We start from the raw sequence: 23,890 nt of genomic DNA, 5'->3' as shown, positions 1-23,890 counted from the left end.
CCCTCGAAGAAGAACGCCTCGGCGTTGTATCGGAAGGTGCGCGAGATCATCAAAAGTAGTGGGGCACTGACGCAGGAAGCGTTGATCGGCCAACTGAACCCGGTACTGAAGGGGTGGGCACAATACCACTCCCCGGTCGTGGCGAAACAAACCTTCAGCAAGCTGGATCACCTGATCTTCTGGCGAATCTGGAGGTGGGTGAAACGTAGGCATCCGAGGAAGTCAGCTGACTGGATCAGGAATAAATACTTCCGATCCATAAACGGGCAGAAATGGGTGTTTGCGTATCCCTACAAAAATGGCAAAGGAGAAAGGCAGCACCGCCAGTTGTATCAACTGGCGAAAACCGCAATCGTGCGCCATAAGCGTCTGCCGGGGGATTACACCCCTTATGATGTGGAACACGAACTGAAGTGGGAGGCGCTGAGAGTCCAGCGGATGCAGCACAAGCTGCGTTATCGAGGACAAATCCTCAGCCTCTTCCGCAGACAGCGGGGTGTTTGCGCCTCGTGCGGGCAAGCGGTGAGCAAGGAAACTGGCTGGCATGACCATCACGTCATAAGACGTGTGGACGGCGGTTCGGACAATCTGCAAAACCGCGTACTGCTTCATCCAAACTGCCACGCACGGCTTCATAGCCAGCAAAAAGATACACCTCTACGGTTTAGCGGTTTATAGCTGTAGAATCCGACGCAACACTCCGTGCGTTGCCGGCCAAGCTACTTGGTTTCACGTAGGCTTGAGCCGTATGCGGTGAAAGCCGCACGTACGGTTCTTAGGGGGGGACGGGCCAGCAATGGCCTGTCCCTACCCGACTTTCCGGGGCGGCGCGACAAGGCTTTACAGCCTGTTAGCGTCGCTCCCCTGAGATGCAAGCGACCCATGTTTGGTTCCAATGACGACAAGAAGTCGCCGGCCGAGGCTGGCGCGCAGACCCCGCCTGTGACCGAAGAGAAGAAATCCCTGTTCAGCTGGTGGCGCAAGAAGCCGGCGGAAACACCTGCCGAGCCGCCTCAGCCCGCGCCCGTCGAGCCAGCGGCGCCTGCGCAGGCACCTGTCGAGCCGTCGCCGCCTGAGCCTGCGCCCGAAGCCTTGCCGGCAGCAGAGCCCGCAGCCGAGCCGCCAGTGGCTGATATCACGCCGGCTCCAGCGCCGCCGCCTGAGCCGCCCATTGCCGAAGCCCCCGTAGCTGAACCCGTGGTCGTCGAGCCGACGCCAGCCGCGGTCGAACCCATCGCCGAGGTTGCCCCGGTGGAGGCTGCGCCGGCGCCCGTCGCCGCGCCGGCCACCCAGGAAAAGCCCGGCTTCTTCGCCCGCCTCAAGCAGGGCCTGTCCAAGACCAGCGCCAGCCTCGGCGAAGGCATGGCCAGCCTGTTCCTCGGCAAGAAGGCCATCGATGATGACCTGCTCGACGATCTGGAAACCCGACTGCTGACCGCCGACGTCGGCGTCGAGGCGACCACCGCCATCATCGGCAACCTGACCAAGCGCGTGGCGCGTAAGGAACTGGCCGACAGCGGCGCGCTGTACAAGGCCCTGCAGGAAGAGCTGGTGACCCTGCTCAAGCCGGTCGAGCAGCCGCTGGTGATCGATACGGCCAAGCAGCCGTACGTGATCCTCGTCGTCGGCGTCAACGGCGTGGGTAAGACCACCACCATCGGCAAGCTGGCCAAGAAGCTGCAGCAAGACGGCAAGAAGGTCATGCTCGCCGCCGGCGATACCTTCCGTGCCGCTGCCGTGGAGCAGCTGCAGGTCTGGGGCGAGCGCAACAATATTGCGGTCATCGCCCAGCACACCGGCGCCGACTCGGCCTCGGTGATCTTCGATGCGGTGCAGGCCGCCAAGTCCCGTGGCATCGATGTGCTGATCGCCGACACAGCCGGGCGCCTGCACACCAAGGACAACCTGATGGAAGAGCTGAAGAAGGTCCGTCGGGTGATTGGCAAGCTGGACGAGACGGCGCCGCACGAGGTGCTGCTGGTGCTCGACGCCGGCACCGGGCAGAACGCCATCAGCCAGGCCAAGCAGTTCAACCAGACGGTGAACCTCACCGGCCTGGCGCTGACCAAACTGGACGGCACCGCCAAGGGCGGCGTCATCTTCGCCCTGGCCAAACAGTTCGGCCTGCCGATTCGCTACATCGGCGTGGGTGAAGGTATCGATGATTTGCGTCCGTTCGAGGCGCAGGCTTTCGTCCAGGCACTGTTCGAGGAGCGTGAGCGCGGATGATCCGATTCGAGCAGGTCGCCAAGCGTTACCCCAATGGCCATGTCGGGCTGCACGAGCTGACTTTCCGCGTTCGCCCCGGCGAATTTCTCTTCGTCACCGGCCACTCCGGTGCCGGCAAGAGCACACTGCTGCGCCTGCTGCTGGCGATGGAGCGGCCCACCAGCGGCAAATTGCTGCTCGCCGGGCAGGACCTGTCGACCATCACCAACGCGCAGATTCCCTTCCTGCGCCGGCAGATCGGCGTGGTGTTCCAGAATCATCAACTGCTGTTCGATCGCACGGTCTACGACAACGTCGCTTTGCCGCTACAGATTCTCGGCCTGTCCAAGCCGGAGATCGCCAAGCGCGTCGGCGCTGCGCTGGAGCGCGTCAGCCTCAGCGACAAGGCTGCGCAAGCGCCGGGGGATCTGTCCACCGGTCAACAGCAGCGCGTCGGCATCGCCCGTGCCATTGTCCACCGCCCGGCTCTGCTGCTGGCGGACGAGCCCACCGGCAACCTCGACCCGCGCCTGGCCGCCGAGATCATGGGCGTGTTCGAGGACATCAACCAGCTGGGCACCACGGTGCTGATCGCCAGCCACGACCTGGCGCTGATTGCGCGCATGCGCCAGCGCATGCTGACCCTGCAACGCGGTCGTCTGATCGGTGACGGGGAGGCTGCCTGATGAGCGCATCGAAGATGCCCACGCCGCAACCGGCCGAGCGTGTCGGCGCGGCGCCGCGCAACAAGGTAGTGGACGGCCCGGCCGACGAGCCGGATTTCCGCACGCTGTTCCATGCCTGGCTGGAAAGTCACCGCGCCAGCCTGGTGGACAGCCTGCGCCGCCTGGCGCGACAGCCCATCGGCAGCTTCTTCACCTGCTGGGTGATGGCCGTGGCGCTGAGCCTGCCCATGGGCCTGTCGCTGCTGCTGGACAACGTCGAGAAGCTCGGTGGCTCCTGGCAGCGTGCCGCGCAGATTTCCCTGTTCCTCGACATGTCCGCGGGCGAGCGTGACGGCCAGGCGCTGCGCGAGCAGATCGCGGCGATGGATGACGTGGCCGATGCCGAGTGGATCAGCCGCGAGCAGGCGCTGGAAGAATTCCAGCAACTGTCCGGCCTGGGCCAAGCGCTCAAGGAGCTGCCGGAGAACCCGCTGCCTGGCGTGGTTCTGGTCACGCCCAAGGAAGTCGACAAGGCCAAGCTCGAAGCCCTGCGCCAGCGCCTGGCGGAGCTGCCCAAGGTGGAGCAGGCGCAGCTCGATCTGGTCTGGGTCGAGCGTCTGACGGCCATCCTCAAACTGGGCGATCGCTTCGTCTTCGGTCTCAGTCTGCTGCTGATCCTGGCGCTGCTGCTGGTGATCGGCAATACCATCCGCCTGCACATCGAGAATCGCCGCGCCGAGATCGAGGTAATCAAGCTGGTAGGTGGAACCGATGGCTACGTGCGACGTCCTTTCCTTTATATGGGCGCGTTGTACGGTTTCGGCGCCGGTATCTTCGCCTGGTTGCTGCTGGCCTTCGGGCTGGATTGGCTGAACGATGCCGTAGTACGTTTGGCCGGCCTCTACGGTAGCGATTTCGCTCTGGGTGGCGTACCTTCGGCCGACGGTTTTTCGCTGCTGCTCGGCGCCGTGCTGTTGGGCTATATTGGCGCCTGGCTGGCGGTGGCGCGTCACCTGAACGAACTTGCTCCCCGCTAGGGCGCTGTTCGGCGAGGCTGAACGCAAGCTGACAAGTCATTGTTTTGGTTGATATTGACTATCTGATAGGGAACTTATCCACAGGCTCTTTATCAGATAGCGCAGTGCTACACTGCACGAGTTTCGTGAATCGGAGGATTCGAATGTCCACTTCCTTGCAACCTGTTCATGCCCTTGTTCCAGGCGCCAACCTGGAAGCGTACGTGCATGCGGTTAACAGCATTCCGCTGCTGACGCCCGAGCAGGAGCGTGAACTGGCCGAAAATCTCTACTATCAGCAGGATCTCGATGCCGCCCGCCAGATGGTGCTGGCTCACCTGCGTTTCGTCGTGCATATCGCGCGCAGCTATTCCGGCTATGGCCTGGCCCAGGCTGACCTGATTCAGGAAGGCAACGTCGGCCTGATGAAGGCGGTCAAGCGCTTCAACCCGGAGATGGGTGTGCGTCTGGTGTCCTTCGCCGTGCACTGGATTCGTGCGGAAATCCACGAGTTCATCCTGAAGAACTGGCGCATCGTCAAAGTGGCCACCACCAAGGCGCAGCGCAAACTGTTCTTCAACCTGCGCAGCCAGAAGAAGCGTCTGGCCTGGCTGAACAACGACGAAGTCACCGCCGTAGCCGAAAGCCTGGGCGTCGAGCCGCACGAAGTGCGCGAAATGGAAAGCCGCCTGACCGGCCAGGACATGGCCTTCGACCCGGCAGCCGATGCCGACGACGACAGCGCCTTCCAGTCGCCCGCGCATTACCTGGAAGATCACCGCTACGACCCGGCTCGCCAGCTCGAGGATGCCGACTGGAGCGACAGCTCCAGCAGCAACCTGCACGAAGCGCTGGAAAGCCTGGACGAGCGCAGCCGCGACATTCTCCACCAGCGCTGGCTGGCCGAAGAGAAGGCGACGCTGCACGACCTGGCCGCCAAGTACAACGTGTCGGCTGAGCGTATTCGTCAGCTCGAGAAGAACGCGATGAACAAGCTCAAGGGCTGTATCGCCGCCTGAGTCTGCCGTAACCCGAAAAGCCGCACCCTGGTGCGGCTTTTTTTTTGCTATCTGGAGCAACCGCCTTGAACAAAGCCCCGCTGAAAGCGCAGCACTGGCTGATATTCGCGATCGTTGCCGTGCTGTTCTTCGCCTGGGGCGCCTGGCTGATGCGCAGCAGCGAGGTTCAGCCGGTGGCCAATCTGCAGCAGTGGCGCAATGCGCTGTTGCAGCCGCTGGCCGAAGATGGGCTGACGCTGCGTGATGTGCAGGCGCTGGCCCCGGGCGATCTGTGGCTGGAGCCGCGCCTGGACGGCGCACGGCTGACCTATCGAACGACGCTCGAAGGGGAGGAGGGCGAGTGGTCGCTGCAGGCTGAACTGGCCTTGAGCCAAGGCCAGCGCGACAGCCTGATGGCGGCGCAAGGCCTGAAGGCAGGCGATGCGGGGTTAGCGCTGGATGAGTCGCTGACCGAGCAGATGGCCACTTTTTCCATCGCCAGCCTCAATCTGAGTGCCCCGCAAGCGCTGGCCAGCGAACGCCTGGCCGCCAGCCTCGGGCAGCCGCGTCTGACCCTGGAGTTGGCCGACGGCCAGGCGTGGGTCTATCCACAATGGGGTTTGACCGTGCATCTGCGCGGCGATGACGTCGAACTGCTGCATGCGGTGCCGCGCAAGGCGTTTCGCGCTACTCGCTAGCTTACAGCCAGCGTGGCCACCAATCGGGGCGCTGCGGCTTGAGCTGGTTGAGGTAGTGGCTGCCGCCGAGCTGGTTCATCTGCTGGCGAATCCACACCGCGCGCCGGATCACGTAGCCATTCGGGCGACCTGCGCTCCAGCGCAGCGGGTTGGGCAGCACGGCAGCCAGCTGGCTGGCCTGCTGGCGATTGAGGTAAGGGGCGCCGACGCCGAAATGATGCTGCGCGGCGGCTTCGGCGCCGAAGATGCCATCGCCCCATTCGACGCTGTTGAGGTAGACCTCGAGGATGCGCTCCTTTGACCAGAACAGCTCGATCAGCGCGGTGAACCAGGCTTCCAGCCCTTTGCGCAGCCAACTGCGCCCGGACCAGAGAAACAGATTCTTCGCCACCTGCTGGCTCAGAGTACTGGCGCCACGCAGCGAGCCGCCACTCTGGTTGTGCGCCAGCGCTGCCTGAATCGCGCCGACGTCGAAGCCCCAGTGCTCGGCGAACTTCTGGTCTTCGGCGGCGATCACCGCCATCTTCAGGTGGTCCGGCAGTTCGTTCCAGGGGCGCCATTGGCGCTTCAGCTCAATGGACTGTGAGCTGCCCCAGGATTCGATCTTGCGTTCGATCATCAGCGCCGTGCCGGGTGGCGGTACCCAGCGCAGCACGAGCACCAGCAGGGCGCTGGCCAGCATCAGCCAGAGCAGCAGTTTCAGCAGGCGGCGGGTCAGGGCTCGGAGCATGGGGTCTCGCAATGATTGGGCGTGGCGCTATTAAAACAAAAAATCGCCGGGAGCGATTTTTGACGTCGGCTCTGCCGACGGCCCGAAGGGTTGCGGCCAGGGATGGCAGGCAGCAAAAAATCGCCGGGAGCGATTTTTGACGTAGGCTCTGCCGACGGCCCGAGGGGTTGCGGCCAGGGATGGCAGGCAACCAAAAGCTGAAGAAATCTCCGTCTGATGATCAGGTGTGACAATAACGACCCCCTTGCCGGCGGCCTGAGTGATTAAACTGCGTCAGGTCGATCCCTTCTGGAGGTTCCATGGCCCGTCTCTGGCTGCTGTTATCCGCTTTCGCCGGCTTCACCGGCGTCGCTCTGGGCGCCTTTGCCGCTCATGGTCTGAAGCACAGGCTGACGCCCGAGTATCTGGCGGTGTTTCAGACCGGCACGCACTATCAGCTGATCCACGCGCTGACCCTGTTCGGCGTCGGTCTGCTGGCGTTGTACATGCCCGGGCGCTTGGTGAACCTGGCTGGCGGCGCCTTCGCCGTGGGTATCCTGCTGTTCTCCGGCAGCCTCTATCTGCTGACCCTCAGCGGCATCGGCAAGCTTGGCATCATTACCCCGTTCGGGGGCGTCGCCTTCCTCATCGGCTGGCTGTGCCTGGGGCTGGCGGCGTGGAAAATGACCTGACCCTGGCGTCAGAAATGAGGACCAATGGCGTCTTTTAGCCTTGGTCGCGACAGCCTATCGGGCTAGAATGCCGGCCCTCTTCCTAGTTGTGACCGAGTCGTCATGCGTATCCAGTTGAATGGTGAACCCTTCGAACTGCCGGATAACCAGAGCGTCGCCGACCTGTTGGTTCGCCTCGACCTGACCGGGCGCCGTGTGGCGGTCGAGCTCAATCTGGACATCGTTCCACGCAGCCAGCACGACAGCACCCAGCTCGCCGAGGGCGATCAGGTGGAAGTGGTGCACGCCATCGGCGGCGGTTGACTTCACGAGGAGTATTCCATGAGCCAAGTTCGCAGCGACAAGCCCTTCACCCTGGCCGGTCGTACGTTCCAGTCGCGCCTGCTGGTCGGTACCGGCAAGTACAAGGATATGGACGAGACCCGTGACGCCATCGCGGCTTCCGGCGCCGAGATCGTTACTGTGGCGGTGCGCCGTACCAATATCGGCCAGAATCCGGGCGAGCCGAACCTGCTCGACGTGATTAGCCCGGACAAGTACACCATCCTGCCCAATACCGCCGGCTGCTACGACGCCGTCGAGGCCGTGCGTACCTGTCGTCTGGCGCGTGAGCTGCTCGACGGCCACAACCTGGTCAAGCTGGAAGTGCTGGCCGACCAGAAGACCCTGTTCCCCAACGTCATCGAGACCATCAAGGCCGCCGAAGTGCTGGTCAAGGATGGTTTCGACGTCATGGTGTACACCAGCGACGACCCCATCATCGCCCGCCAACTGGCCGAAATCGGCTGTATCGCGGTGATGCCGCTGGCCGGTCTGATCGGCTCGGGTCTGGGCATCTGCAACCCGTACAACCTGCGCATCATCCTTGAGGAGTCGAAGGTGCCCGTGCTGGTCGACGCTGGCGTGGGCACGGCCTCCGACGCCACCATCGCCATGGAGCTGGGCTGCGAAGCGGTGCTGATGAACAGCGCCATCGCCGAAGCGCAGGACCCGGTGCTCATGGCCCGCGCTATGCAGCACGCCGTCGAGGCCGGGCGCCTGGCCTACCTGGCCGGGCGCATGCCGAAGAAACTCTATGCCAGCGCGTCGTCGCCGCTGACTGGCCTGATCAATTAAGGATGACGATTGGCTGCGGACCGGCTCGCCGGCCCGCCAAGTCGTAAAACACCCTACAAGAGCACAGCATGACCGATAGCCAACAGCCCGAACTGACCGAAGACGGTCGCCAGCGCCGTACCATCAAGAGCTTCGTGATGCGTGCCGGGCGCATGACCGAAGGTCAGCAGCGCGGCATCGACAAGGGCTGGCCGCTGTTCGGCCTTGAACTCGAAGATGGCCCGCGCGATTTCGATCAGGTGTTCGGGCGCAGCGCGCCGCGCACCTTCGAAATCGGTTTCGGCATGGGCCACTCCACCCTGGAGATGGCCGCTGCCGCGCCCGAGCAGGACTTCATTGGCGTCGAGGTGCACAAGCCGGGCGTCGGTGCCCTGCTCAATGGCGCGATGACGCAGAACCTGAGCAATATCCGCGTGTACAGCTGCGATGCGCTGGAAGTGCTGCGTGACTGCGTTGCCGATGCCAGCCTGGATCGCGTGCTGCTGTTCTTCCCTGATCCCTGGCACAAGTCGCGCCACCACAAACGCCGCATCGTGCAGCCGGCCTTCGCCGAGCTGGTGCGCAGCAAGCTGAAGATCGGCGGCGTGCTGCATATGGCCACCGACTGGGAAAACTACGCCGAGCACATGCTCGAGGTGATGAACGTCGCGCCGGGCTATCGCAACCTTGCTGCCGATGGCACCTATGTGCCGCGTCCAGAGGAGCGCCCGGTGACCAAGTTCGAACGCCGCGGCGAGCGTCTTGGCCATGGTGTATGGGACCTCAAGTTCCAGCGCCAGGAATGATGACCGGGCGACCCTGGTCGACCAGGATCGCCCCACGCTTAGAACCGGCAGGATGCACGATCAGATCGGGATAACCCGGCGGCCAGGACGGCACCTCACCTCAGAACCTGTTCATGATCCGCTGCGCGTGGGCGCTCTGAGCTCGTGAGGCAGGCTCTCATCACACAACAACGATAAACGCGTCTGCAAGGCGTGTAGATATTGGCGACGTCGCTGCCATGACGCCGCAAGGAGAGCATTGTGTTGAGATCGGTTTCCATTCTTCTGCTGACCGCCCTGGCCTTTCAGGCTCAGGCCAAGGTCGATGCCAGCCAGGCCGCGCGCCTGGAGCAGGATCTGACCCCGTTGGGCGGTGAGCGTGCGGGCAATGCTGCCGGCACCATTCCGGCCTGGACGGGAGGCTTGGCGACGCCGCCAGCCGGTTACCAGCCCGGTATGCATCACCCGGACCCTTATGCCGACGATAAACTGCTGTATCGCGTCGACAGCCAGAACCTGGCGCAGTACGAGCAGCAATTGCCGGTCGGCCTCAAGGCCCTGCTGCAGGAGAACCCCAGCTTCTACCTGCGGGTCTTCCCGACTCGCCGCAGCGCGGCGGCTCCGCAGCGTATCTACGACGCCACCCGTTTCAACGCGCTGAATGCCGAGCTGATCTCTGGCGGCAATGGCGTGCAGGGCGCGGCGGCCGGCGTGCCGTTCCCCATGCCGCAGAACGGCCAGGAAGCCATCTGGAACCACATCATGCGCTACCGTGGCGACCAGATCAGCATGGCCACCAATCAGGCGGCGGTGCTCGCCAATGGCAGCTACAACCTGCTCAAGCTCGAGCGCGACATCTATTTCCTCTACGGCCGCGAAGGCGTTGCGCCGCAGGATCTGGACAACACCCTGTTCTTCTACAAGTACAAGGTCGTGGCGCCGGCCAAACTGGCTGGCTCGGCGTTGGTGGTGCAGGAAACGCTCGATCAGGTGCTGGCCATTCGCAAGGCCTGGCGCTTCAACCGCGGCGAGCGCCGTGTGCGTCGCCTGCCCATGCTCGCCTATGACACCCTGCAGCCCGATACCAACGGCATGGCCACCGCCGACCAGGTGGACGCCTACAACGGCGCCCCGGACCGCTATGAATGGCAGCTGTTGGGCAAGCGCGAGATGCTGGTGCCCTACAACAGCTACGCGGTTCACCAGCAGGGCATTCCCTACGCCGATATCCTCCAGGCCAAGCACATCAACCCTGAACTGCTGCGCTACGAGCTGCACCGCGTCTGGGTGGTCGAGGCGGACCTGCGCACCGGCTTCAGCCACCCGTACGGCAAACGCCGCTTTTATCTGGACGAAGACAGCTGGCAGATCCTCGCCGTCGATCTGTATGACCGCAGCGGCAACCTGGTCGGCCTGCAGGAAGCGCATCCGATCAGCTACTACGATGCGCCGATGTTCGGCTCGACCCTGGAGACCATCTATGACCTCAAGGGCGGCCGTTACTTCGCCGACGGCCTGGATAACAACGAGAAGATGTACGACTTCAACGCCCGGCTGAGCCCGCGCGACTTCACCCCGCAGGCGTTGCGCCGCGAAGGCAACTGAGCCGGCATTATCCGCGCGACCAGCGCATCGCCAGCTGCGGCTGCCGCTCGCGCACTACAGCGTTATCGCGGACAAGTCCGCTCCCACAGAAGTCGGCGCGCGCAGCGCCGGCACAATTGTTCTTGTGGGAGCGGACTCGTCCGCGAAGCCTTTCGTCCTGGATGACGACTACATGCAGCGGCATGGTCCGTCCGGCCGTTGGCGCGATGGACGCCCAGCTCGAAGTTGTCGCGCCTGCGCATGTGACGACCTGCCTGGTGCATTGAGCGGAAACGCCACGTATAGTCACGCTCGGATCTAAGAAACCGCTCTAAATCGATACTTTCAGCGTTTCTGCGCATCTTCGGTTTCAATTTTTCCGGCGCGTGGTCGCTTATTACCCGCGTATGCCCGTTAGCACTACCCAGGTTCTCGGGCACCCCAAACTGTTTCCAGATTCCGGTGATAACGCCCTGCGCGGAAAACCCGTCCACGGGCTTCTGCTCTTTTGCGCCATCGCTGCGCACGGATCTGGCTTTCAACGGCGGTTGGCCAGCCCAGCCCGCCATCGATGGAGTCCTTCGCATGAACATCAAGGATTTGCCGCTGCGCCTGAAGATCACCCTGACGGCGGCGGCGCTGTTATCGCTGGTCAGCATCACGCTGATCTGGCAGAGCGTTTCCTCTCTCGACAGGACGGTCAACGACACCCTGCAGCGGGACATCGACGGCTTCGCCCAGTCGGTTTCGGTCAACCTCGGCAACTGGATGCACGACCGCATCAACGCCGTGAAAACCACCTCGACCAGCCTGGTGCAGCAGCCGCAGATCGCTCCGCACATCCTGCTGCAGCAGACCTGGGCGACCTTCGCCTTCAACATCACCTACATCGGCACCAACGATGGCCGGATGCTGCAGAACGACCCGAGCGTGATCCTGAAGAACTACGATCCGCGTCAGCGCGGTTGGTACCAGGGCGCCGAGAAGAACAACGACGTATTCATCAGCGATCCTTACGTCTCGCTCACCGATGGCGCCTACGTGGTGACCATCGCCTACCCGGCGCGCCGCGACGGTTCGTTGATCGGTGTGGTCGGCGCCAACCTGACGCTCGACACGCTGACCGAGACCATCGGCAAATTGAGCATTCCCGGCGACGGCTACGCACTGCTGATCGACCAGAGCGGGCAGATGATCGCGCATCCGGACAAGGACTGGCGCACCAAGTCGGCCTCCGATTTCTCGCCAACGCTGGGCGGCGAACAGCTCAAGGCGCTGGTGCAACAGCGCCGCCTGGCCGAGGCCGATGTGGCCGGTACCGAGAGCCTGCTGTTCGCGGTCGAGATTCCCAACACGCGCTGGACTTTCGTGATGGTCATGGACAAGGCCAAGGTGCTCGCTCCGGTGCGTCACCAGCTGTTCGTGCAACTGGCCATCGGCACCGGCATGCTGGTCGTTGCCATTCTGGTGCTGGCGTTGCTCGGCCGCGTGCTGTTCCGCGACCTGGAGCAGATTCGCCGCAACCTCAACGCTATCGCTGCCGGTAACGGCGACCTGACCCAGCGACTGCCGGTCAACTCCAACGACGAGATCGGCCAGTTGTCGAGCAGCTTCAACCGCTTCATCGACCAGTTGCACGGCATCATCTCGCGCCTGCGCGATGTCGCCGTGGCGCTGAGCAGCGAGTCCGGGCAGGTGGCGCAGGATGCCGATGCACAGAACCAGCGCGTGCAGCAGCACCAGTCCGAGCTGCATCTGGTGGCCACTGCGGTGACGCAAATGGCCTCCGCCACCCAGGAAATCTCGCGCAACGCCGAAACCGCCTCCGGCCAGGCCGTGGACTCGGTCAGTCTCAGCGTGGAAGGGCGCCGCCAGGTGGAGCGCAGCCAGGAGTCCATCTCGCTGCTGGCCGAAGAGGTCGAAGGCGCCGGGCGCATCATCGACGAGCTGCACCGTCACTCCAACGAGATCAGCTCGATTCTCTCCACCATCGCCAGCATTGCCGACCAGACCAACCTGCTCGCGCTCAACGCGGCCATCGAGGCGGCGCGTGCCGGCGAGCACGGCCGCGGCTTCTCGGTGGTGGCCGACGAGGTGCGGGTGCTGTCCAAGCGCACCCACGAGTCGACCCGCGAGATCGAGGCGATGATTCAGGTGCTGCAGGATGCCACCCGTCAGGCGGTTGGCGTGATGGACAACGCCGGCACCAAGGCCTCGCAGAGCGTCACCGATGCCCAGGCGGCCAGCGATCTGCTGCAACGCATCACCGAGGCGGTCGGGCAGATCAACGACATGGCCGCGCAAATCGCTTCGGCGGCCGAGGAGCAGGCCAGTGTGACCGTCGAGGTCAACCGCAACACCGAGAACATCCGCAGCATGGGCGATCAGATGTCGCAGAGCAGCCACGCTGCCTCGGCGGCAGCCTCCAATCTGCAGGCGCTCGGCCGGCAGATCGGCGACGAGGTTTCCAAGTTCGTCTTGTAAGTCGGCTGCGCTACTCGCCGTAGGAGCCGCTTCAGCCGCGAAACTGTCGAGAGCAATCGCAGCTGAAGCGGAATGCCGCTCAGCCGCTCCTGCAAGAAGATCGAGTGTAAAGAAAACTCCGCGACTCCGGTAAGGAGCGCGGCGTTTTCGTTTCAGCCCGCGATGAGGCGGCCCAGCGTCTAATTGCGGTCGGCCATGATGCCGATCACCACGAAGATCAGGATCAGCACCGGTGCCAGGGTGAAGTTGTTGAAGTGCGCCAGGCCCTTGGCCAGCCAGGGCGTGAGGAAGACGATCGCCAGGCCGTAGCCGACCGCGCAGAACACCACGAACAGCAGGGTGCGCAGCACGAAGTTTAGGTTGCCGATGGTGCGCTGGACCCAGGCGTTGATGGCCGGGCCGAACAGCACCAGCAAGGTCGCCATGATAGCCAGGGAAATATCGCTGAGGTGGCTGCGGCTCCAGCGCGACAGGGTGACGATCAGATCCAGTAGCAGATCCATTGGGGCTCCTTGGAAAGCGTAACGGTCAGCGCAGGGCATCTCGGGATGCGCGAGCGAAGCGCCTAAGCCTAACGGATTGTGCTTGCGCTGTGGGTGACCTAGGCCAGGAACAGCTGCAACAGGTCGTTGAGGAACAATTGTCCCTTGGCAGTGGCTACCAGACGCGTATCGTCGGCCTGCAGCAGCCCCTGGCGTTCGGCTTCGCGACGGGCCTGTTCGAGTTGCTGCAGCGGCAGGCCGGTGCGTTGGCTGAACAGTTCGGCGGGCGCGCCATCGGTTAGGCGCAGCACGTTCATCAGGAACTCGAAGGGCAGCTCGTCGGCTTCGAGGATACGCTCGCCGGCCTGGAAGGCTTTGCTGCGGTCCAGATAGTCCTTGGGCAGGCGGGTTTTCCAGGTGCGCAGGATGCGTCCGTCCGGCGTGCTCAGCTTGGCGTGGGCGCCGGCGCCGATGCCGAGAAAGTCGCCGAAGGTCCAGTAGTTGAGGTTGTGCCGCGCCTGCTTGCCTGGCTGAGCGTAGGCCGACACCTCGTACTGTGCGTAACCCTCTGCGGCGAGCAGGGCCTGGCCGGCTTCCTGGATATCCCACAGCAGATCGTCTTCCGGCAGCACCGGCGGCTGGCTCCAGAACACCGTGTTCGGCTCCATGGTCAGCTGGTACCAGGACAAGTGCGTGGGTGCCTGAGCGATGGCCGTGCGCAGGTCGAAGAGGGCATCCTCGATGCTCTGCTCGGGCAGGCCGTGCATCAGGTCGAGGTTGAAGTTGTCGAAACCGGCGGCGCGGGCCATGTCGGCAGCCCGCACGGCCTCGTTGCCATCGTGGATGCGCCCCAGCGCCTTGAGCTTGGCCTCCTGGAAGCTCTGCACGCCGATGGATAGGCGATTGATGCCCAGCGCCCGGTAGCCCTTGAACTTGGCCTGTTCGAAGGTGCCGGGGTTCGCTTCCAGGGTGATCTCGATATCCGGCGCGAAGGCCACGCGGCGTTCGACGCCTGCCAGCAGGCGGCCCAGGGCGCGGTCTGAGAATAGACTCGGCGTGCCGCCGCCGAAGAAGATCGACGTCAGCGGCCGGCCATGCACGTGGCGCAGGTCGACATCGAGGTCGGCGAGCAGGGCGTCGACGTATTCCTCTTCAGGCAGCGTCGGCCCGGCGGCGTGGGAGTTGAAGTCGCAGTAAGGGCATTTGCGCACGCACCACGGGATGTGGATGTAGAGCGCCAGGGGCGGGAGCAGGAACTTCCCGCCAGCGGTATCGCTCATGCCAGCCCCAGGCGCTGCTTGAGCAGGGCCATGGCGCGGGCGCGGTGGCTGAGGCGGTTCTTCTGCTCGGGCGGCATCTCGGCGCTGGAGCACTCACCTTCCGGCACCCAGAACAGCGGATCGTAGCCGAAGCCGTGTTCGCCACGGGCTTCGTGCAGGATGCTGCCGTGCCACAAGCCTTCGCAGAGGATCGGCAGCGGATCGTCGGCGTGCCGCACCAGCGCCAGGGCGCAGACGAACTGGGCGCCACGCTCAGCATCCGGCACGTCTTTCAGGGCCGCGAGCAGCTTGGCGTTGTTCGCCGCATCGCCCTGGCCATCGGCATAGCGCGCCGAGTAGATGCCGGGGGCACCACCGAGGAAGTCCACCGCCAGGCCGGAGTCGTCGGCCAGCGCCGGTAAGCCGGAGATGCGCGCGGCGTTGCGCGCCTTGAGGATGGCATTCTCGACGAACGACAGGCCGGTTTCTTCCGGCTCGACCTGGCTGAACTCGCCGATGGAGCGCACGCGCACGGCGTCGCCGAGCATGGCCTGCAGCTCCTTGAGCTTGCCGGCGTTATGGCTGGCCAGGACCAACTCTTTGAAATTAGTCATCCGGGAACATTTCCTGGTTGAAGGTGATGCGGTGTGCGTCGTCGCCCTGGCGCACGTTGAGCGTGAAGCTGAGCACTTCGCGGGTCTTGAACGGGAACTGCGCCAGGTAATAGATGGCCTCGCCTTCGGTGACCTGGCGGAAGGTCAGCGCGGTGCTCTTGCCCAACAAATCTTTCACCTCACCGCCCACCACCGCCATGCTGGGCTTGCCGGCCTTGAGCACGGCGACGTTGATCACGCCCTGGGTCTTGCTGCGTACCAGGCCGGCGGCGCTGGCGATAGTCGGCTGGATGAAGCTGGAATTGAAGACGCTGTAGTGCACGTCGAGATCGCCGAAGCTCTGCTTGCGCTCGGCGGCGGCCGGCAAAGCCATGCACAGGGCGATCAGGAAGGGGATGATGCGGCGCATGGTGCTCTCCTCGTTCAGACCGCGACGCGGTGGGCGGACAGGTCCGCGCCGCTGATGCGGTAGATGCCGATCTCGCCCAGCAGGTTGGGCCAGATGCGGCTGGCGATGCCGTGGCGATGGTCACGGTCCACCGCCAGGCGTTCTTCCACACGGGCACCCTGGGCGTGGCACAGGCGCTCGAAGTCCTCGAAGGTGCAGAAGTGGATGTTCGGGGTGTTGTACCAGGTGTAGGGCAGGAAGTCCGACACCGGCATGCGACCTTTTGTCGTCAGGTACCAGCGGCAGCGCCAGTGGCCGAAGTTGGGGAAGGTGATGATGCAGGTCTTGCCGACGCGCAGCATCTCGGCCATCACCCTGTCCGGGTAGTGCAGCGCCTGCAGCGACTGGGTCATGACCACCACGTCGAAACTGTTGCTGGCGAAGTTGCCCAGGCCCAGGTCGAGGTTCTGCTCGATGACGTTGACGCCGCGCTCGATGCACAGGGCGATCTTGTCCGGGTCGATTTCCAGGCCGTAGCCGGAAACCTGCTTGTTGTCGCGCAGCCAGGCGAGCAGTTCGCCGTCGCCGCAGCCCAGGTCGAGCACACGGCTGCCCGGGGCGATCCATTCCTGGATGATGTCCAGATCCGCTCGCATGCTCATACCTCGATTCGCTTCATGTAGCTGCCGAATGCCTGCAGGTAGCGCGGGATCGGCATGAGGAAGGCGTCGTGGCCCTGCGGTGCGTCGATCTCCAGGTAGCAGACGTTCTTCTTCGCCGCTGTCAGCGCGTCGACGATCTCCCGCGAGCGGGCAGGGGAGAAACGCCAGTCAGTGGTGAAGGACATCAGGCAGAAGTCCGCCTTGGCCACGGCCAGGGTCTTGGCCAGATCGCCGTCGTGGGCGGCGGCCGGGTCGAAGTAGTCCAGCGCCTTGGTCATCAGCAGGTAGGTATTGGCGTCGAAGCGCCCGGAGAACTCCTCGCCCTGATAGCGCAGATAGCTTTCCACCTGGAACTCGACGCTGTGGAAGTCGTAGTTGAGCTTTTCGCTCTTCAGACCGCGGCCGAATTTCTCGCCCATGGCGTCATCGGACAGGTAGGTGATGTGGCCGACCATGCGCGCCAGCATCAGGCCGCGCTTGGGGATCACGCCCTGTTCCTGGAAATGTCCGCCATGGAATTCCGGGTCGGTGAGAATCGCCTGGCGCGCCACTTCGTTGAAGGCGATGTTCTGCGCCGACAGCTTGGGCGCCGAGGCGATGGCCAGACAGTGACGCACGCGCTCGGGGTAGCTGATGGTCCACTGCATGGCCTGCATGCCGCCGAGGCTGCCGCCGATCACCGCGGCCCATTGCTCGATGCCGAGCACATCGGCCAGGCGCGCCTGGCTGTGTACCCAGTCTTCGACTGTCATCACTGGGAAATCGGCGCCGTAGGACTTGCCGGTCGCCGGGTTGGTACTGCTCGGGCCGGTGGAGCCGTTGCAGCCGCCGAGGTTGTTGAGGCTGACGACGAAGAACTTGTTGGTGTCGATCGGCTTGCCAGGGCCGATGCAGCTGTCCCACCAGCCGGGTTTGCGATCATCCGGGCTGTGGTAGCCGGCGGCGTGATGATGGCCGGACAGGGCATGGCAGATCAGCACGGCATTGCTGCGTGCGGCATTCAGCTCGCCATAGGTTTCGACGACCAGTTCGTACTCGGCCAGGCTGCGCCCGCAGGCCAGCGCCAGGGGTTCGCTGAAACGGAACACCTGGGGGCTGACCAGGCCGACGGAATCTTCGGGAAAGGCAGTGGGCATGAAGGCGCTGCTAATGAATCGGAGGAGGGCGCCAGTCTAAAGAGCACCGACCCGAGCGGCAAGCGAGCGGTCTGGTCTCCCCTCTCCCGCTTGCGGGAGAGGGCGTGCATGAGAGTAGGATTTACAGGCTTTGTTGCCGCGCCGCCACCGGCAGGCTGACCACCTTGCCCTGGCGCTGCACCGGCGCCGGCATGCGCAGCACGCGGAGCATGTCGCTGGCCTGGGCCAGTTGCTGCTCCAGCTCTTCCTGGTAGCGCGCCAGTTGCAGGCTGCGCTTGCGTGTCTGCTGGGTTTCCTGTGCCAGTGCCTTGAGGCGCAGCATGTGGCTTTCCAGCATCTGCTTGTGTTCGAGGGTGTGCTGCATCAGCGGCATCAGGGCGTCGGCAGCCCATTGCTCGGCGTCCAGGCGCAGGCGCTGGTGCAGGCCGATCACTTCCTGCGCCAGGGTGGCGAAGAAGCGCCGGGTCAGGCTGCGTTGTTCGGTGAGCAACGTCTTCACGTGCAGGCGGAACTGATCGCCCTTGTCCTGCAGTTTCTTCAGCTCGCGCAGGTAGCGCTGGATCTTGAACTGCGGCGCGTCGACGCCGCCCAGCGGGCTTTCTTCGTTATGCCGGCGATAGATGGCGGCGACCATCTTGTTGGCCATCTCCGCTTCGTGCTCAAGGTTGTGCAGGTCCTGCTCGACGGCGCGGAAGAAATGCAGGATGGCCTGGTTGATGCCAAGGGTGGTCCAACTGCCGGTGAGGTTGCGACGCACCTCGTTCAGGTGTTGCTCCAGACGCTCGGCGCGTGCGGCGTGGCGCAGCAACTGGCCCTGGCGCTGCAACAGGCGCTGATTGGTCTTCAGGCCGAGCAGGCGCTTGTGGTGCTGGTTGTGGTCTTCCTTGGTCTTGGCGGTCAGCTCGAACAGCAACTGGCCGTTGTCCTGCTGATGGCTACCGAGCAGGGCCAGCTGTTCGCCGACCTTTTCCAGGCGCAGGTTGAGCACGTGCTGGCTGTTGTTTATCAGTGCCAGGACCTGGCGCACCACGTGGTCTTCGATCAGGCGCTCCTTCTGCGCGACGATGCGCTCGCACAGCAGGTTCTCCAGGTCAGTCATCTGGCTGCGGGCCAGCAGCTCCTCATCCTTGCGGACCTTGGCCAGCAGCGCCTGCTTGGCCGACAGCGGCAGTACGTCCTGCTTGGCGATGCCCAACTGCTTGGCGGTGGCGCTCTGAATCTGGCTGATGGCGTTCTGCACGAAGGTCTCGCCGGCCAGGTCGTCCCAGAGCACGTCGATCTTGTTCAGCACGGCGAACAGGCAGGTCTGGGTGTCTTCATCGAGCTGACGAATGTGCTGCTGCCAGATGCTCATGTCGCTCGCGGTTACGCCGGTATCGGCGGCCAGCAGGAAGATGATCGCCTGCGCGTTGGGCAGCATCGACAGGGTCAGCTCCGGCTCGCTGCCCAGGGCGTTGAGGCCCGGTGTGTCGAGAATACGCAGGCCCTGGCGCAGCAGAGGGTGATCGAAGTTGACCATGGCGTGGCGCCAGGCCGGCACCAGCACCTGGCCGCGCTTGCCGGTGCCTTCGAGCATATCCGGGTGGAAGCCGAGCTGAATCGCCTGCTCCACCGGCATGGGTTTGGTCTTGGCGACCTGGCTGAAGGCCAGCGCCATGTTGGCCGGGTCGCTGGTATCCAGTGGGATGTTCACCCAGTGCCGTGGAATGCGTTTGAACTGCGCGACGCTGGCCGAGGCGGTGCGGGTCTCGATCGGCAGCAGACGAATGTAGGGGCGTTCCGAGCGCGGGTCGAAGAACAGCTCGGTGGGGCACATGGTGGTGCGCCCGGCATGCGAGGGCAGCATGCGCTGGCCGTATTCGGAGAAGAACAGGCTGTTGATCAGCTCGGTCTTGCCGCGCGAGAACTCGCCGACGAAGGCCAGGGTGATGTGATCGGTACGCAGGATCTTCAGCGCGCGTTCGAGCTTGGCCTGAACCGCCTCGGAGTTGAGCCGGTTGTGCTCCAGCCAGCTGCGATAGCGCGTGATCTCGCGCATCAGTTCGCGTTTCCAGGCGACGTAGGCGTCTACCTGCTGGCTGAGACGTTCCATGCTCATCCTGGCTCTCCTCTCGGCAAGATTATTCTCTTGCGGGGGCTGCGTAACGGTTTGGTTGGGGTTGCCGCCAGGAAGCACGGCGTTTCGCGAGAATAGCTTGCATTATGCGAGCTGCAAGGCGGCCGTCAATTGGCCTCTTCGCCAGTCCCGCCTTATGGTCGGCTGGGGCGACTGAGTGGTCGTCAGGCGCGCTGGAGGCCGGGAATCGGCGGCAGGCTCTGTGGGGCGCGAATGCGCAGGCGTTTCTGCCGATTGAGTTCGCCGCTTTCCAGGCTCACCTGGCTCTTGGCCACGCCGAACGCCTTGGCCAGGAAGGCCAGCAGGTGGGCGTTGGCCTTGCCGTCGACCGGCGGGGCGGTGAGGCGAATCTTCAGCCTTTCACCATGCAGCCCGGCGAACTCGTCCTTGCTCGCTTTGGGCTGCAGGTGGCAGTCGAGGATCAGGTCCTCGCCGTCCCAGCGAAAGTAGCTCGCCAGTCAGAGGAAGGGGCTGAGCATCGGTGGCAGGCCGGTGGAGGCCGCCAGGGCGCCGATCACGAAGCGGTCGATCAGATTGATGGTGATAAAGGCGAAGATCGGCGAGATATCCAGGCCGCCGAGGTTCGGCAGCAGCTTGCGGAACGGTGCCAGCAGCGGTTCGCATATCTGGTTCACCAGTTGCGCGCCGGGGTTGTAGCTGCCCGGGGCGACCCAGGAGAGGATCACGCTGATGATCAGAGCGAAGAAGAACACCTTGAGAAACAGCGAGGTCACACCGATCATCGACCACACCAGTAGCTGCAGAATGAAGCCGCCGACGTTGTAGCCCATCAACGTCAGGGTCACGACCATCAACAGCAACTGCACCAGAATCGCCAGCACCAGCGAGGCCAGGTCCAGCCCGGCGAAGCCCGGGATGATGCGGCGTAGCGGCGTCAGTAGAGGCTGGGTGGCCTTGACGATGAACTGGCTCAGCGGGTTGTAGAAGTCAGCACGTACTAACTGCAGGATGAAGCGCAGCAGCACGATCAGCAGGTACAGGCTGCCCAGGGTCTGGATGATGTAGATGAGGGCTTCGATGAGTCCGGACATGTGTGCTTCCTTATTGACCCAGTTGTTCGGCCAGTTCGGCCGAGCGATTGGCGGCGGCGTTGAGTGCTTGTTGTACCAGCGCTTCGAAGCCGCCGGCCTGGAAGGTTTTGATCGCCGCTTCGGTGGTTCCGTTCGGTGAGGTCACACGGCGTCGCAATTCGGCCGCGTCGACATCGCTCTCGCTGGCCATGCGCGCGGCGCCCAGTGCAGTCTGGATGCTCAGGCGTGCTGCGGTTTCACGCGGCAGGCCGAGCTGCTCGCCGGCCGCAGTCATCGCTTCGATCAGCAGGAAGAAATAGGCCGGGCCGCTGCCGGAGACGGCGGTGACCGCGTCGAGCTGGGTTTCTTCATCCAGCCACAGGGCCAGGCCCACGGCGCTCAGCACCTGTTCGGCCTGGGCTTTCTGCTCGCTGCTCACGCACGGGTTGGCGAACAGGCCGGATACGCCCTGGCGCAGCAGCGCCGGGGTGTTGGGCATGCAGCGCACGACAGGGCGCTCGCCCAGCCAGCTCTCCAGGCTGGCGCAGCTGATGCCGGCGGCGATGGAGATAATCACCTGGTTGGCGGCCAGGTGTGGCGCCAGATCCAGGCATACCGCTTTCATGATCTGTGGTTTGACCGCCAGCACAATCAGATCGGCGCCTTTGATGGCCTCGCCATTGTCGGCGAAGGTGGCGATGCCGTGCTCCTGCTGCAGGCGGGCGCGCTGTTCGCTGCCGGGCTCGCTGGCGCGGATGGCGCTGGCTGGCACGCCCTGGGCGCGCATGCCGCCAATCAGGCTGGCGGCCATGTTGCCGGCGCCGACGAAGGCGATGGTCGGGTTGCTCATTGCGGGAATTCCTTCATTCAGTGAGTGGGCTGGCCGTAATCGCGGGCGCCGAACAGGGCGGTGCCAATGCGCACCCAGGTGGCACCTTCGGTGATGGCGGCTTCCAGGTCATGGCTCATGCCCATGGACAGGGTATCGAGATCGAGCGCCAGGTCATCGCGCAACTGGCGCAGACGGGCGAAGGCGGCGTGTTGCGCGGTGACGTCGTCGGTGGGCTCGGGAATGGCCATCAGTCCGCGCAGCTGGAGGTTGGGCAGGGCGACGATGGCCCTCGCCAGCTCTGGTAGTTCCTCGGGACTGCAGCCGGACTTGCTGTCCTCACCGCTGACGTTGACCTGCAGGCAGATGTTCAGCGGCGGCAGATGCGCGGGGCGCTGATCGGACAGGCGTTGGGCGATTTTCAGGCGATCCACGGAATGCACCCAGTCGAAGTGCTCGGCGATGGGCCGGGTCTTGTTCGACTGAATGGGGCCGATGAAGTGCCAGATCAAGGGCAGGTCGGTCAGCAGGGTCTGTTTTTCCAGCGCTTCCTGCAGGTAGTTCTCGCCAAAATCGCGCAGACCGGCGGCGTGCGCTTCGCGGATGGCGTCGGCCGGTTTGGTCTTGCTCACCGCCAGCAGGCCGATGTCCGCCAAATTGCGCTGCGAGGCTTGCGCCGCCTCACGGATACGCGCTCCGACCTTTGCAATATTCTCTGCTATCGTGGACATTACCTGCGCTCTATATAAAGCCCGCTCGTTAAGCGTTCGCGGCATTCTACCTGCTTGCTTGTAATTGGGGAGTCCCATGGATATCACTGAGCTGCTCGCCTTCAGCGCCAAGCAAGGCGCGTCGGATTTGCACCTCTCGGCGGGGCTGCCGCCGATGATCCGCGTTGACGGCGACGTGCGCCGCATCAACCTGCCGCCGCTGGATCACAAGCAGGTACACGCGCTGATCTACGACATCATGAACGACAAGCAGCGCAAGGATTTCGAAGAGTTTCTCGAGACCGACTTCTCCTTCGAAGTGCCGGGTGTGGCGCGCTTCCGGGTCAACGCCTTCAACCAGAACCGTGGCGCCGGTGCGGTGTTCCGTACCATTCCGTCCAAGGTACTGACCATGGAAGACCTGGGCATGGGCGAGGTGTTCCGCAAGATCACCGACGTGCCGCGCGGCCTGGTGCTGGTCACCGGCCCCACCGGTTCGGGCAAGTCGACCACCCTGGCGGCGATGCTCGACTACCTCAACAGCAACAAGTATCACCACATTCTCACCATCGAGGACCCGATCGAATTCGTCCACGAGTCGAAGAAGTGCCTGGTCAACCAGCGCGAGGTGCACCGCGACACCCACGGCTTCTCCGAAGCCCTGCGCTCGGCGCTGCGTGAAGACCCGGATATCATCCTGGTGGGCGAAATGCGTGACCTGGAAACCATCCGCCTGGCGCTGACCGCCGCGGAAACCGGTCACCTGGTGTTCGGCACTCTGCACACCACCTCCGCCGCCAAGACCATCGACCGCGTGGTTGACGTGTTCCCGGCCGAAGAGAAGTCGATGGTGCGTTCGATGCTCTCTGAGTCGCTGCAGGCGGTGATCTCGCAGACCCTGCTGAAGAAGATCGGCGGCGGTCGTGTCGCCGCCCACGAAATCATGATCGGTACGCCGGCCATCCGTAACCTGATCCGCGAGGACAAGGTGGCGCAGATGTATTCGGCGATCCAGACCGGTGGTGCGCTGGGCATGCAGACCCTCGATGCCTGCCTCAAGACTCTGGTGTCCAAGGGCTTGGTCAGCCGCGACAGTGCGCGCGAGAAGGCCAAGAGCCCGGAAAACTTGTAGGAAAACCCAGTGGGTAGGGTGGGCTTCAGCCCACCAAGGCCGGCCACTGTTGGTGGGCTGAAGCCCACCCTACGGACTGCTTCACGGCTGCGATGGCACGCTCGCAGCCGCTGGCCCTGCGCTGCGGGGCCGTGCATTCATGCGTGCGGATGAGCGAACACGACGATGGAATTCGAAAAACTGCTGCGCCTGATGGTCGAAAAAGGTGGTTCCGATCTGTTCATCACCGCCGGTGTACCACCGTCGATGAAGGTCAACGGCAAGATCATGCCGGTGACCAAGAACGCCATGTCGCCGGAGATGACCCGCGAAACCGTGCTGGGCGTGATGAACGAGGCGCAGCGCCGCGACTTCGCCGAGAACCACGAGTGCAACTTCGCCATCAGCGCTCGTGGCATCGGTCGCTTCCGCGTCAGTGCGTTCTACCAGCGCAACCTGGTGGGCATGGTGCTGCGCCGTATCGAGACCACCATCCCGACCATCGATGAGCTGAAGCTGCCGGAGATCCTCAAGAAGCTGGCGCTGACCAAGCGCGGCCTGGTGCTGTTCGTCGGTGCCACCGGTACCGGTAAGTCCACCTCGCTGGCGGCGATGATC

25 protein-coding genes and 2 pseudogenes are annotated in these 23,890 nt (G+C 63.9%); 15 read left to right on the top strand and 12 right to left on the bottom strand.

The genetic code is table 11. The features are described from left to right. The 6 genes from B3P22_RS20535 to B3P22_RS20510 form a co-directional block, all read left to right on the top strand. A partial coding sequence (locus B3P22_RS20535) for a group II intron maturase-specific domain-containing protein (RefSeq protein ID WP_296272354.1) occupies positions 1-678 on the top strand: 678 nt, incomplete at its 5' end. A 204-nt stretch (positions 679-882) separates the two neighbouring features. Further along, positions 883-2,229, top strand: a complete 1,347-nt coding sequence (ftsY, locus tag B3P22_RS20530) for a signal recognition particle-docking protein FtsY (protein WP_296272353.1) — start codon at positions 883-885, stop codon at positions 2,227-2,229. Then, positions 2,226-2,894: a cell division ATP-binding protein FtsE gene (gene ftsE, locus B3P22_RS20525; RefSeq protein ID WP_013717545.1), complete on the top strand. Its 669-nt coding sequence runs from the start codon at positions 2,226-2,228 to the stop codon at positions 2,892-2,894. Before ftsY ends, ftsE begins: the two co-directional genes overlap by 4 nt. Continuing rightward, positions 2,894-3,910: a permease-like cell division protein FtsX gene (gene ftsX / locus B3P22_RS20520; RefSeq protein ID WP_275546864.1), complete on the top strand. Its 1,017-nt coding sequence runs from the start codon at positions 2,894-2,896 to the stop codon at positions 3,908-3,910. Before ftsE ends, ftsX begins: the two co-directional genes overlap by 1 nt. Positions 3,911-4,053: 143 nt before the next feature. Continuing rightward, a complete protein-coding gene (gene rpoH / locus B3P22_RS20515) occupies positions 4,054-4,908 on the top strand; it encodes an RNA polymerase sigma factor RpoH (protein WP_275546865.1) in 855 nt (284 codons plus the stop codon). A gap of 65 nt (positions 4,909-4,973) precedes the next feature. Further along, positions 4,974-5,585: a hypothetical protein gene (locus tag B3P22_RS20510; RefSeq protein WP_296272352.1), complete on the top strand. Its 612-nt coding sequence runs from the start codon at positions 4,974-4,976 to the stop codon at positions 5,583-5,585. Between the two features lies 1 nt (position 5,586). Here the strand turns inward: B3P22_RS20510 and mtgA are convergent, their stop codons facing one another. Then, positions 5,587-6,315: a monofunctional biosynthetic peptidoglycan transglycosylase gene (gene mtgA / locus B3P22_RS20505; protein WP_296272351.1), complete on the bottom strand. Its 729-nt coding sequence runs from the start codon at positions 6,313-6,315 to the stop codon at positions 5,587-5,589. A 299-nt stretch (positions 6,316-6,614) separates the two neighbouring features. Between mtgA and B3P22_RS20500 the strand changes: the two genes are divergently transcribed. From B3P22_RS20500 to B3P22_RS23985, 7 genes and pseudogenes are all read left to right on the top strand, one after another. Further along, positions 6,615-6,986 (top strand): DUF423 domain-containing protein, encoded by a 372-nt coding sequence (locus B3P22_RS20500; RefSeq protein WP_296272350.1) that lies wholly within the window; start codon positions 6,615-6,617, stop codon positions 6,984-6,986. Between the two features lie 102 nt (positions 6,987-7,088). Beyond that, positions 7,089-7,289: a sulfur carrier protein ThiS gene (thiS, locus tag B3P22_RS20495; protein WP_003463964.1), complete on the top strand. Its 201-nt coding sequence runs from the start codon at positions 7,089-7,091 to the stop codon at positions 7,287-7,289. Positions 7,290-7,307: 18 nt separating this feature from the next. Further along, a complete protein-coding gene (locus tag B3P22_RS20490) occupies positions 7,308-8,102 on the top strand; it encodes a thiazole synthase (RefSeq protein ID WP_275546869.1) in 795 nt (264 codons plus the stop codon). A gap of 68 nt (positions 8,103-8,170) precedes the next feature. Then, the gene (gene trmB / locus B3P22_RS20485; RefSeq protein WP_275546870.1) at positions 8,171-8,887 is read left to right on the top strand and encodes a tRNA (guanosine(46)-N7)-methyltransferase TrmB; all 717 of its coding nucleotides are present in this window, start codon (positions 8,171-8,173) and stop codon (positions 8,885-8,887) included. Between the two features lie 240 nt (positions 8,888-9,127). Further along, positions 9,128-10,471: a DUF1329 domain-containing protein gene (locus tag B3P22_RS20480; RefSeq protein ID WP_296272349.1), complete on the top strand. Its 1,344-nt coding sequence runs from the start codon at positions 9,128-9,130 to the stop codon at positions 10,469-10,471. A 564-nt stretch (positions 10,472-11,035) separates the two neighbouring features. Further along, positions 11,036-12,076 (top strand): annotated as a pseudogene (locus B3P22_RS23990) (HAMP domain-containing protein); the annotation flags it as partial. Positions 12,077-12,229: 153 nt separating this feature from the next. Continuing rightward, the gene (locus B3P22_RS23985; protein ID WP_419096452.1) at positions 12,230-12,934 is read left to right on the top strand and encodes a methyl-accepting chemotaxis protein; all 705 of its coding nucleotides are present in this window, start codon (positions 12,230-12,232) and stop codon (positions 12,932-12,934) included. A 179-nt stretch (positions 12,935-13,113) separates the two neighbouring features. Here B3P22_RS23985 and B3P22_RS20470 read toward each other — a convergent pair whose 3' ends face one another. From B3P22_RS20470 to B3P22_RS20420, 11 genes are all read right to left on the bottom strand, one after another. After that, entirely contained in the window at positions 13,114-13,437 is a 324-nt protein-coding gene (locus tag B3P22_RS20470) for a DUF3392 domain-containing protein (protein ID WP_004373808.1), read from the bottom strand. 98 nt (positions 13,438-13,535) lie between these two features. Next, the gene (gene hemW, locus B3P22_RS20465; RefSeq protein ID WP_296272347.1) at positions 13,536-14,696 is read right to left on the bottom strand and encodes a radical SAM family heme chaperone HemW; all 1,161 of its coding nucleotides are present in this window, start codon (positions 14,694-14,696) and stop codon (positions 13,536-13,538) included. Beyond that, positions 14,693-15,289, bottom strand: coding sequence for an RdgB/HAM1 family non-canonical purine NTP pyrophosphatase (gene rdgB, locus B3P22_RS20460; RefSeq protein ID WP_197856811.1), 597 nt, complete (start codon positions 15,287-15,289; stop codon positions 14,693-14,695). The genes hemW and rdgB overlap by 4 nt, the downstream gene beginning before the upstream one ends. Next, a complete protein-coding gene (locus B3P22_RS20455) occupies positions 15,282-15,698 on the bottom strand; it encodes a DUF4426 domain-containing protein (RefSeq protein ID WP_296272346.1) in 417 nt (138 codons plus the stop codon). The genes rdgB and B3P22_RS20455 overlap by 8 nt, the downstream gene beginning before the upstream one ends. 14 nt (positions 15,699-15,712) lie before the next feature. Then, positions 15,713-16,333: a methionine biosynthesis protein MetW gene (gene metW, locus B3P22_RS20450; RefSeq protein ID WP_197856948.1), complete on the bottom strand. Its 621-nt coding sequence runs from the start codon at positions 16,331-16,333 to the stop codon at positions 15,713-15,715. Between the two features lie 2 nt (positions 16,334-16,335). After that, positions 16,336-17,475 carry a homoserine O-succinyltransferase MetX gene (gene metX / locus B3P22_RS20445; protein WP_275546876.1) on the bottom strand — a complete coding sequence of 380 codons (1,140 nt, stop codon included), beginning with the start codon at positions 17,473-17,475 and terminating at the stop codon, positions 16,336-16,338. 121 nt (positions 17,476-17,596) lie between these two features. Continuing rightward, positions 17,597-19,573 (bottom strand): dynamin-like GTPase family protein, encoded by a 1,977-nt coding sequence (locus tag B3P22_RS20440; RefSeq protein WP_275546877.1) that lies wholly within the window; start codon positions 19,571-19,573, stop codon positions 17,597-17,599. A gap of 182 nt (positions 19,574-19,755) precedes the next feature. Further along, on the bottom strand, positions 19,756-20,049 hold the full coding sequence (locus B3P22_RS20435; RefSeq protein WP_161866059.1) for a DUF167 domain-containing protein: 294 nt from the start codon (positions 20,047-20,049) through the stop codon (positions 19,756-19,758). Beyond that, positions 20,050-20,643, bottom strand: coding sequence for a YggT family protein (locus B3P22_RS20430; protein WP_275546878.1), 594 nt, complete (start codon positions 20,641-20,643; stop codon positions 20,050-20,052). 10 nt (positions 20,644-20,653) lie between these two features. After that, complete coding sequence (gene proC / locus B3P22_RS20425) at positions 20,654-21,472, bottom strand: pyrroline-5-carboxylate reductase (protein ID WP_275546879.1); 819 nt, start codon at positions 21,470-21,472, stop codon at positions 20,654-20,656. 17 nt (positions 21,473-21,489) lie between these two features. Then, positions 21,490-22,182, bottom strand: a complete 693-nt coding sequence (locus B3P22_RS20420) for a YggS family pyridoxal phosphate-dependent enzyme (protein ID WP_275546880.1) — start codon at positions 22,180-22,182, stop codon at positions 21,490-21,492. A gap of 76 nt (positions 22,183-22,258) precedes the next feature. Between B3P22_RS20420 and pilT the strand changes: the two genes are divergently transcribed. After that, positions 22,259-23,293: a type IV pilus twitching motility protein PilT gene (pilT, locus tag B3P22_RS20415; protein ID WP_197856819.1), complete on the top strand. Its 1,035-nt coding sequence runs from the start codon at positions 22,259-22,261 to the stop codon at positions 23,291-23,293. A 165-nt stretch (positions 23,294-23,458) separates the two neighbouring features. After that, positions 23,459-23,890: pseudogene (locus tag B3P22_RS20410) on the top strand (type IV pili twitching motility protein PilT); the annotation flags it as partial.

Origin of the sequence: Pseudomonas sp. UBA6323, from assembly GCF_002439135.1 — a bacterium.
GTDB lineage: Bacteria > Pseudomonadota > Gammaproteobacteria > Pseudomonadales > Pseudomonadaceae > Aquipseudomonas.
This window is presented reverse-complemented; position numbering and strand designations above follow the sequence as displayed.

What these genes read in the sequence shown, in the direction of transcription:
- ftsY (WP_296272353.1), top strand. Translation starts at nt 883, where the DNA reads ATGTTTGGTTCCAATGACGACAAGAAGTCGCCGGCCGAGGCTGGCGCG.
- ftsE (WP_013717545.1), top strand. Translation starts at nt 2,226, where the DNA reads ATGATCCGATTCGAGCAGGTCGCCAAGCGTTACCCCAATGGCCATGTC.
- ftsX (WP_275546864.1), top strand. Translation starts at nt 2,894, where the DNA reads ATGAGCGCATCGAAGATGCCCACGCCGCAACCGGCCGAGCGTGTCGGC.
- rpoH (WP_275546865.1), top strand. Translation starts at nt 4,054, where the DNA reads ATGTCCACTTCCTTGCAACCTGTTCATGCCCTTGTTCCAGGCGCCAAC.
- mtgA (WP_296272351.1), bottom strand. Translation starts at nt 6,315, where the DNA reads ATGCTCCGAGCCCTGACCCGCCGCCTGCTGAAACTGCTGCTCTGGCTG.
- B3P22_RS20500 (WP_296272350.1), top strand. Translation starts at nt 6,615, where the DNA reads ATGGCCCGTCTCTGGCTGCTGTTATCCGCTTTCGCCGGCTTCACCGGC.
- thiS (WP_003463964.1), top strand. Translation starts at nt 7,089, where the DNA reads ATGCGTATCCAGTTGAATGGTGAACCCTTCGAACTGCCGGATAACCAG.
- B3P22_RS20490 (WP_275546869.1), top strand. Translation starts at nt 7,308, where the DNA reads ATGAGCCAAGTTCGCAGCGACAAGCCCTTCACCCTGGCCGGTCGTACG.
- trmB (WP_275546870.1), top strand. Translation starts at nt 8,171, where the DNA reads ATGACCGATAGCCAACAGCCCGAACTGACCGAAGACGGTCGCCAGCGC.
- B3P22_RS23985 (WP_419096452.1), top strand. Translation starts at nt 12,230, where the DNA reads ATGGCCTCCGCCACCCAGGAAATCTCGCGCAACGCCGAAACCGCCTCC.
- B3P22_RS20470 (WP_004373808.1), bottom strand. Translation starts at nt 13,437, where the DNA reads ATGGATCTGCTACTGGATCTGATCGTCACCCTGTCGCGCTGGAGCCGC.
- hemW (WP_296272347.1), bottom strand. Translation starts at nt 14,696, where the DNA reads ATGAGCGATACCGCTGGCGGGAAGTTCCTGCTCCCGCCCCTGGCGCTC.
- rdgB (WP_197856811.1), bottom strand. Translation starts at nt 15,289, where the DNA reads ATGACTAATTTCAAAGAGTTGGTCCTGGCCAGCCATAACGCCGGCAAG.
- B3P22_RS20455 (WP_296272346.1), bottom strand. Translation starts at nt 15,698, where the DNA reads ATGCGCCGCATCATCCCCTTCCTGATCGCCCTGTGCATGGCTTTGCCG.
- metW (WP_197856948.1), bottom strand. Translation starts at nt 16,333, where the DNA reads ATGCGAGCGGATCTGGACATCATCCAGGAATGGATCGCCCCGGGCAGC.
- metX (WP_275546876.1), bottom strand. Translation starts at nt 17,475, where the DNA reads ATGCCCACTGCCTTTCCCGAAGATTCCGTCGGCCTGGTCAGCCCCCAG.
- B3P22_RS20440 (WP_275546877.1), bottom strand. Translation starts at nt 19,573, where the DNA reads ATGAGCATGGAACGTCTCAGCCAGCAGGTAGACGCCTACGTCGCCTGG.
- B3P22_RS20430 (WP_275546878.1), bottom strand. Translation starts at nt 20,643, where the DNA reads ATGTCCGGACTCATCGAAGCCCTCATCTACATCATCCAGACCCTGGGC.
- proC (WP_275546879.1), bottom strand. Translation starts at nt 21,472, where the DNA reads ATGAGCAACCCGACCATCGCCTTCGTCGGCGCCGGCAACATGGCCGCC.
- B3P22_RS20420 (WP_275546880.1), bottom strand. Translation starts at nt 22,182, where the DNA reads ATGTCCACGATAGCAGAGAATATTGCAAAGGTCGGAGCGCGTATCCGT.
- pilT (WP_197856819.1), top strand. Translation starts at nt 22,259, where the DNA reads ATGGATATCACTGAGCTGCTCGCCTTCAGCGCCAAGCAAGGCGCGTCG.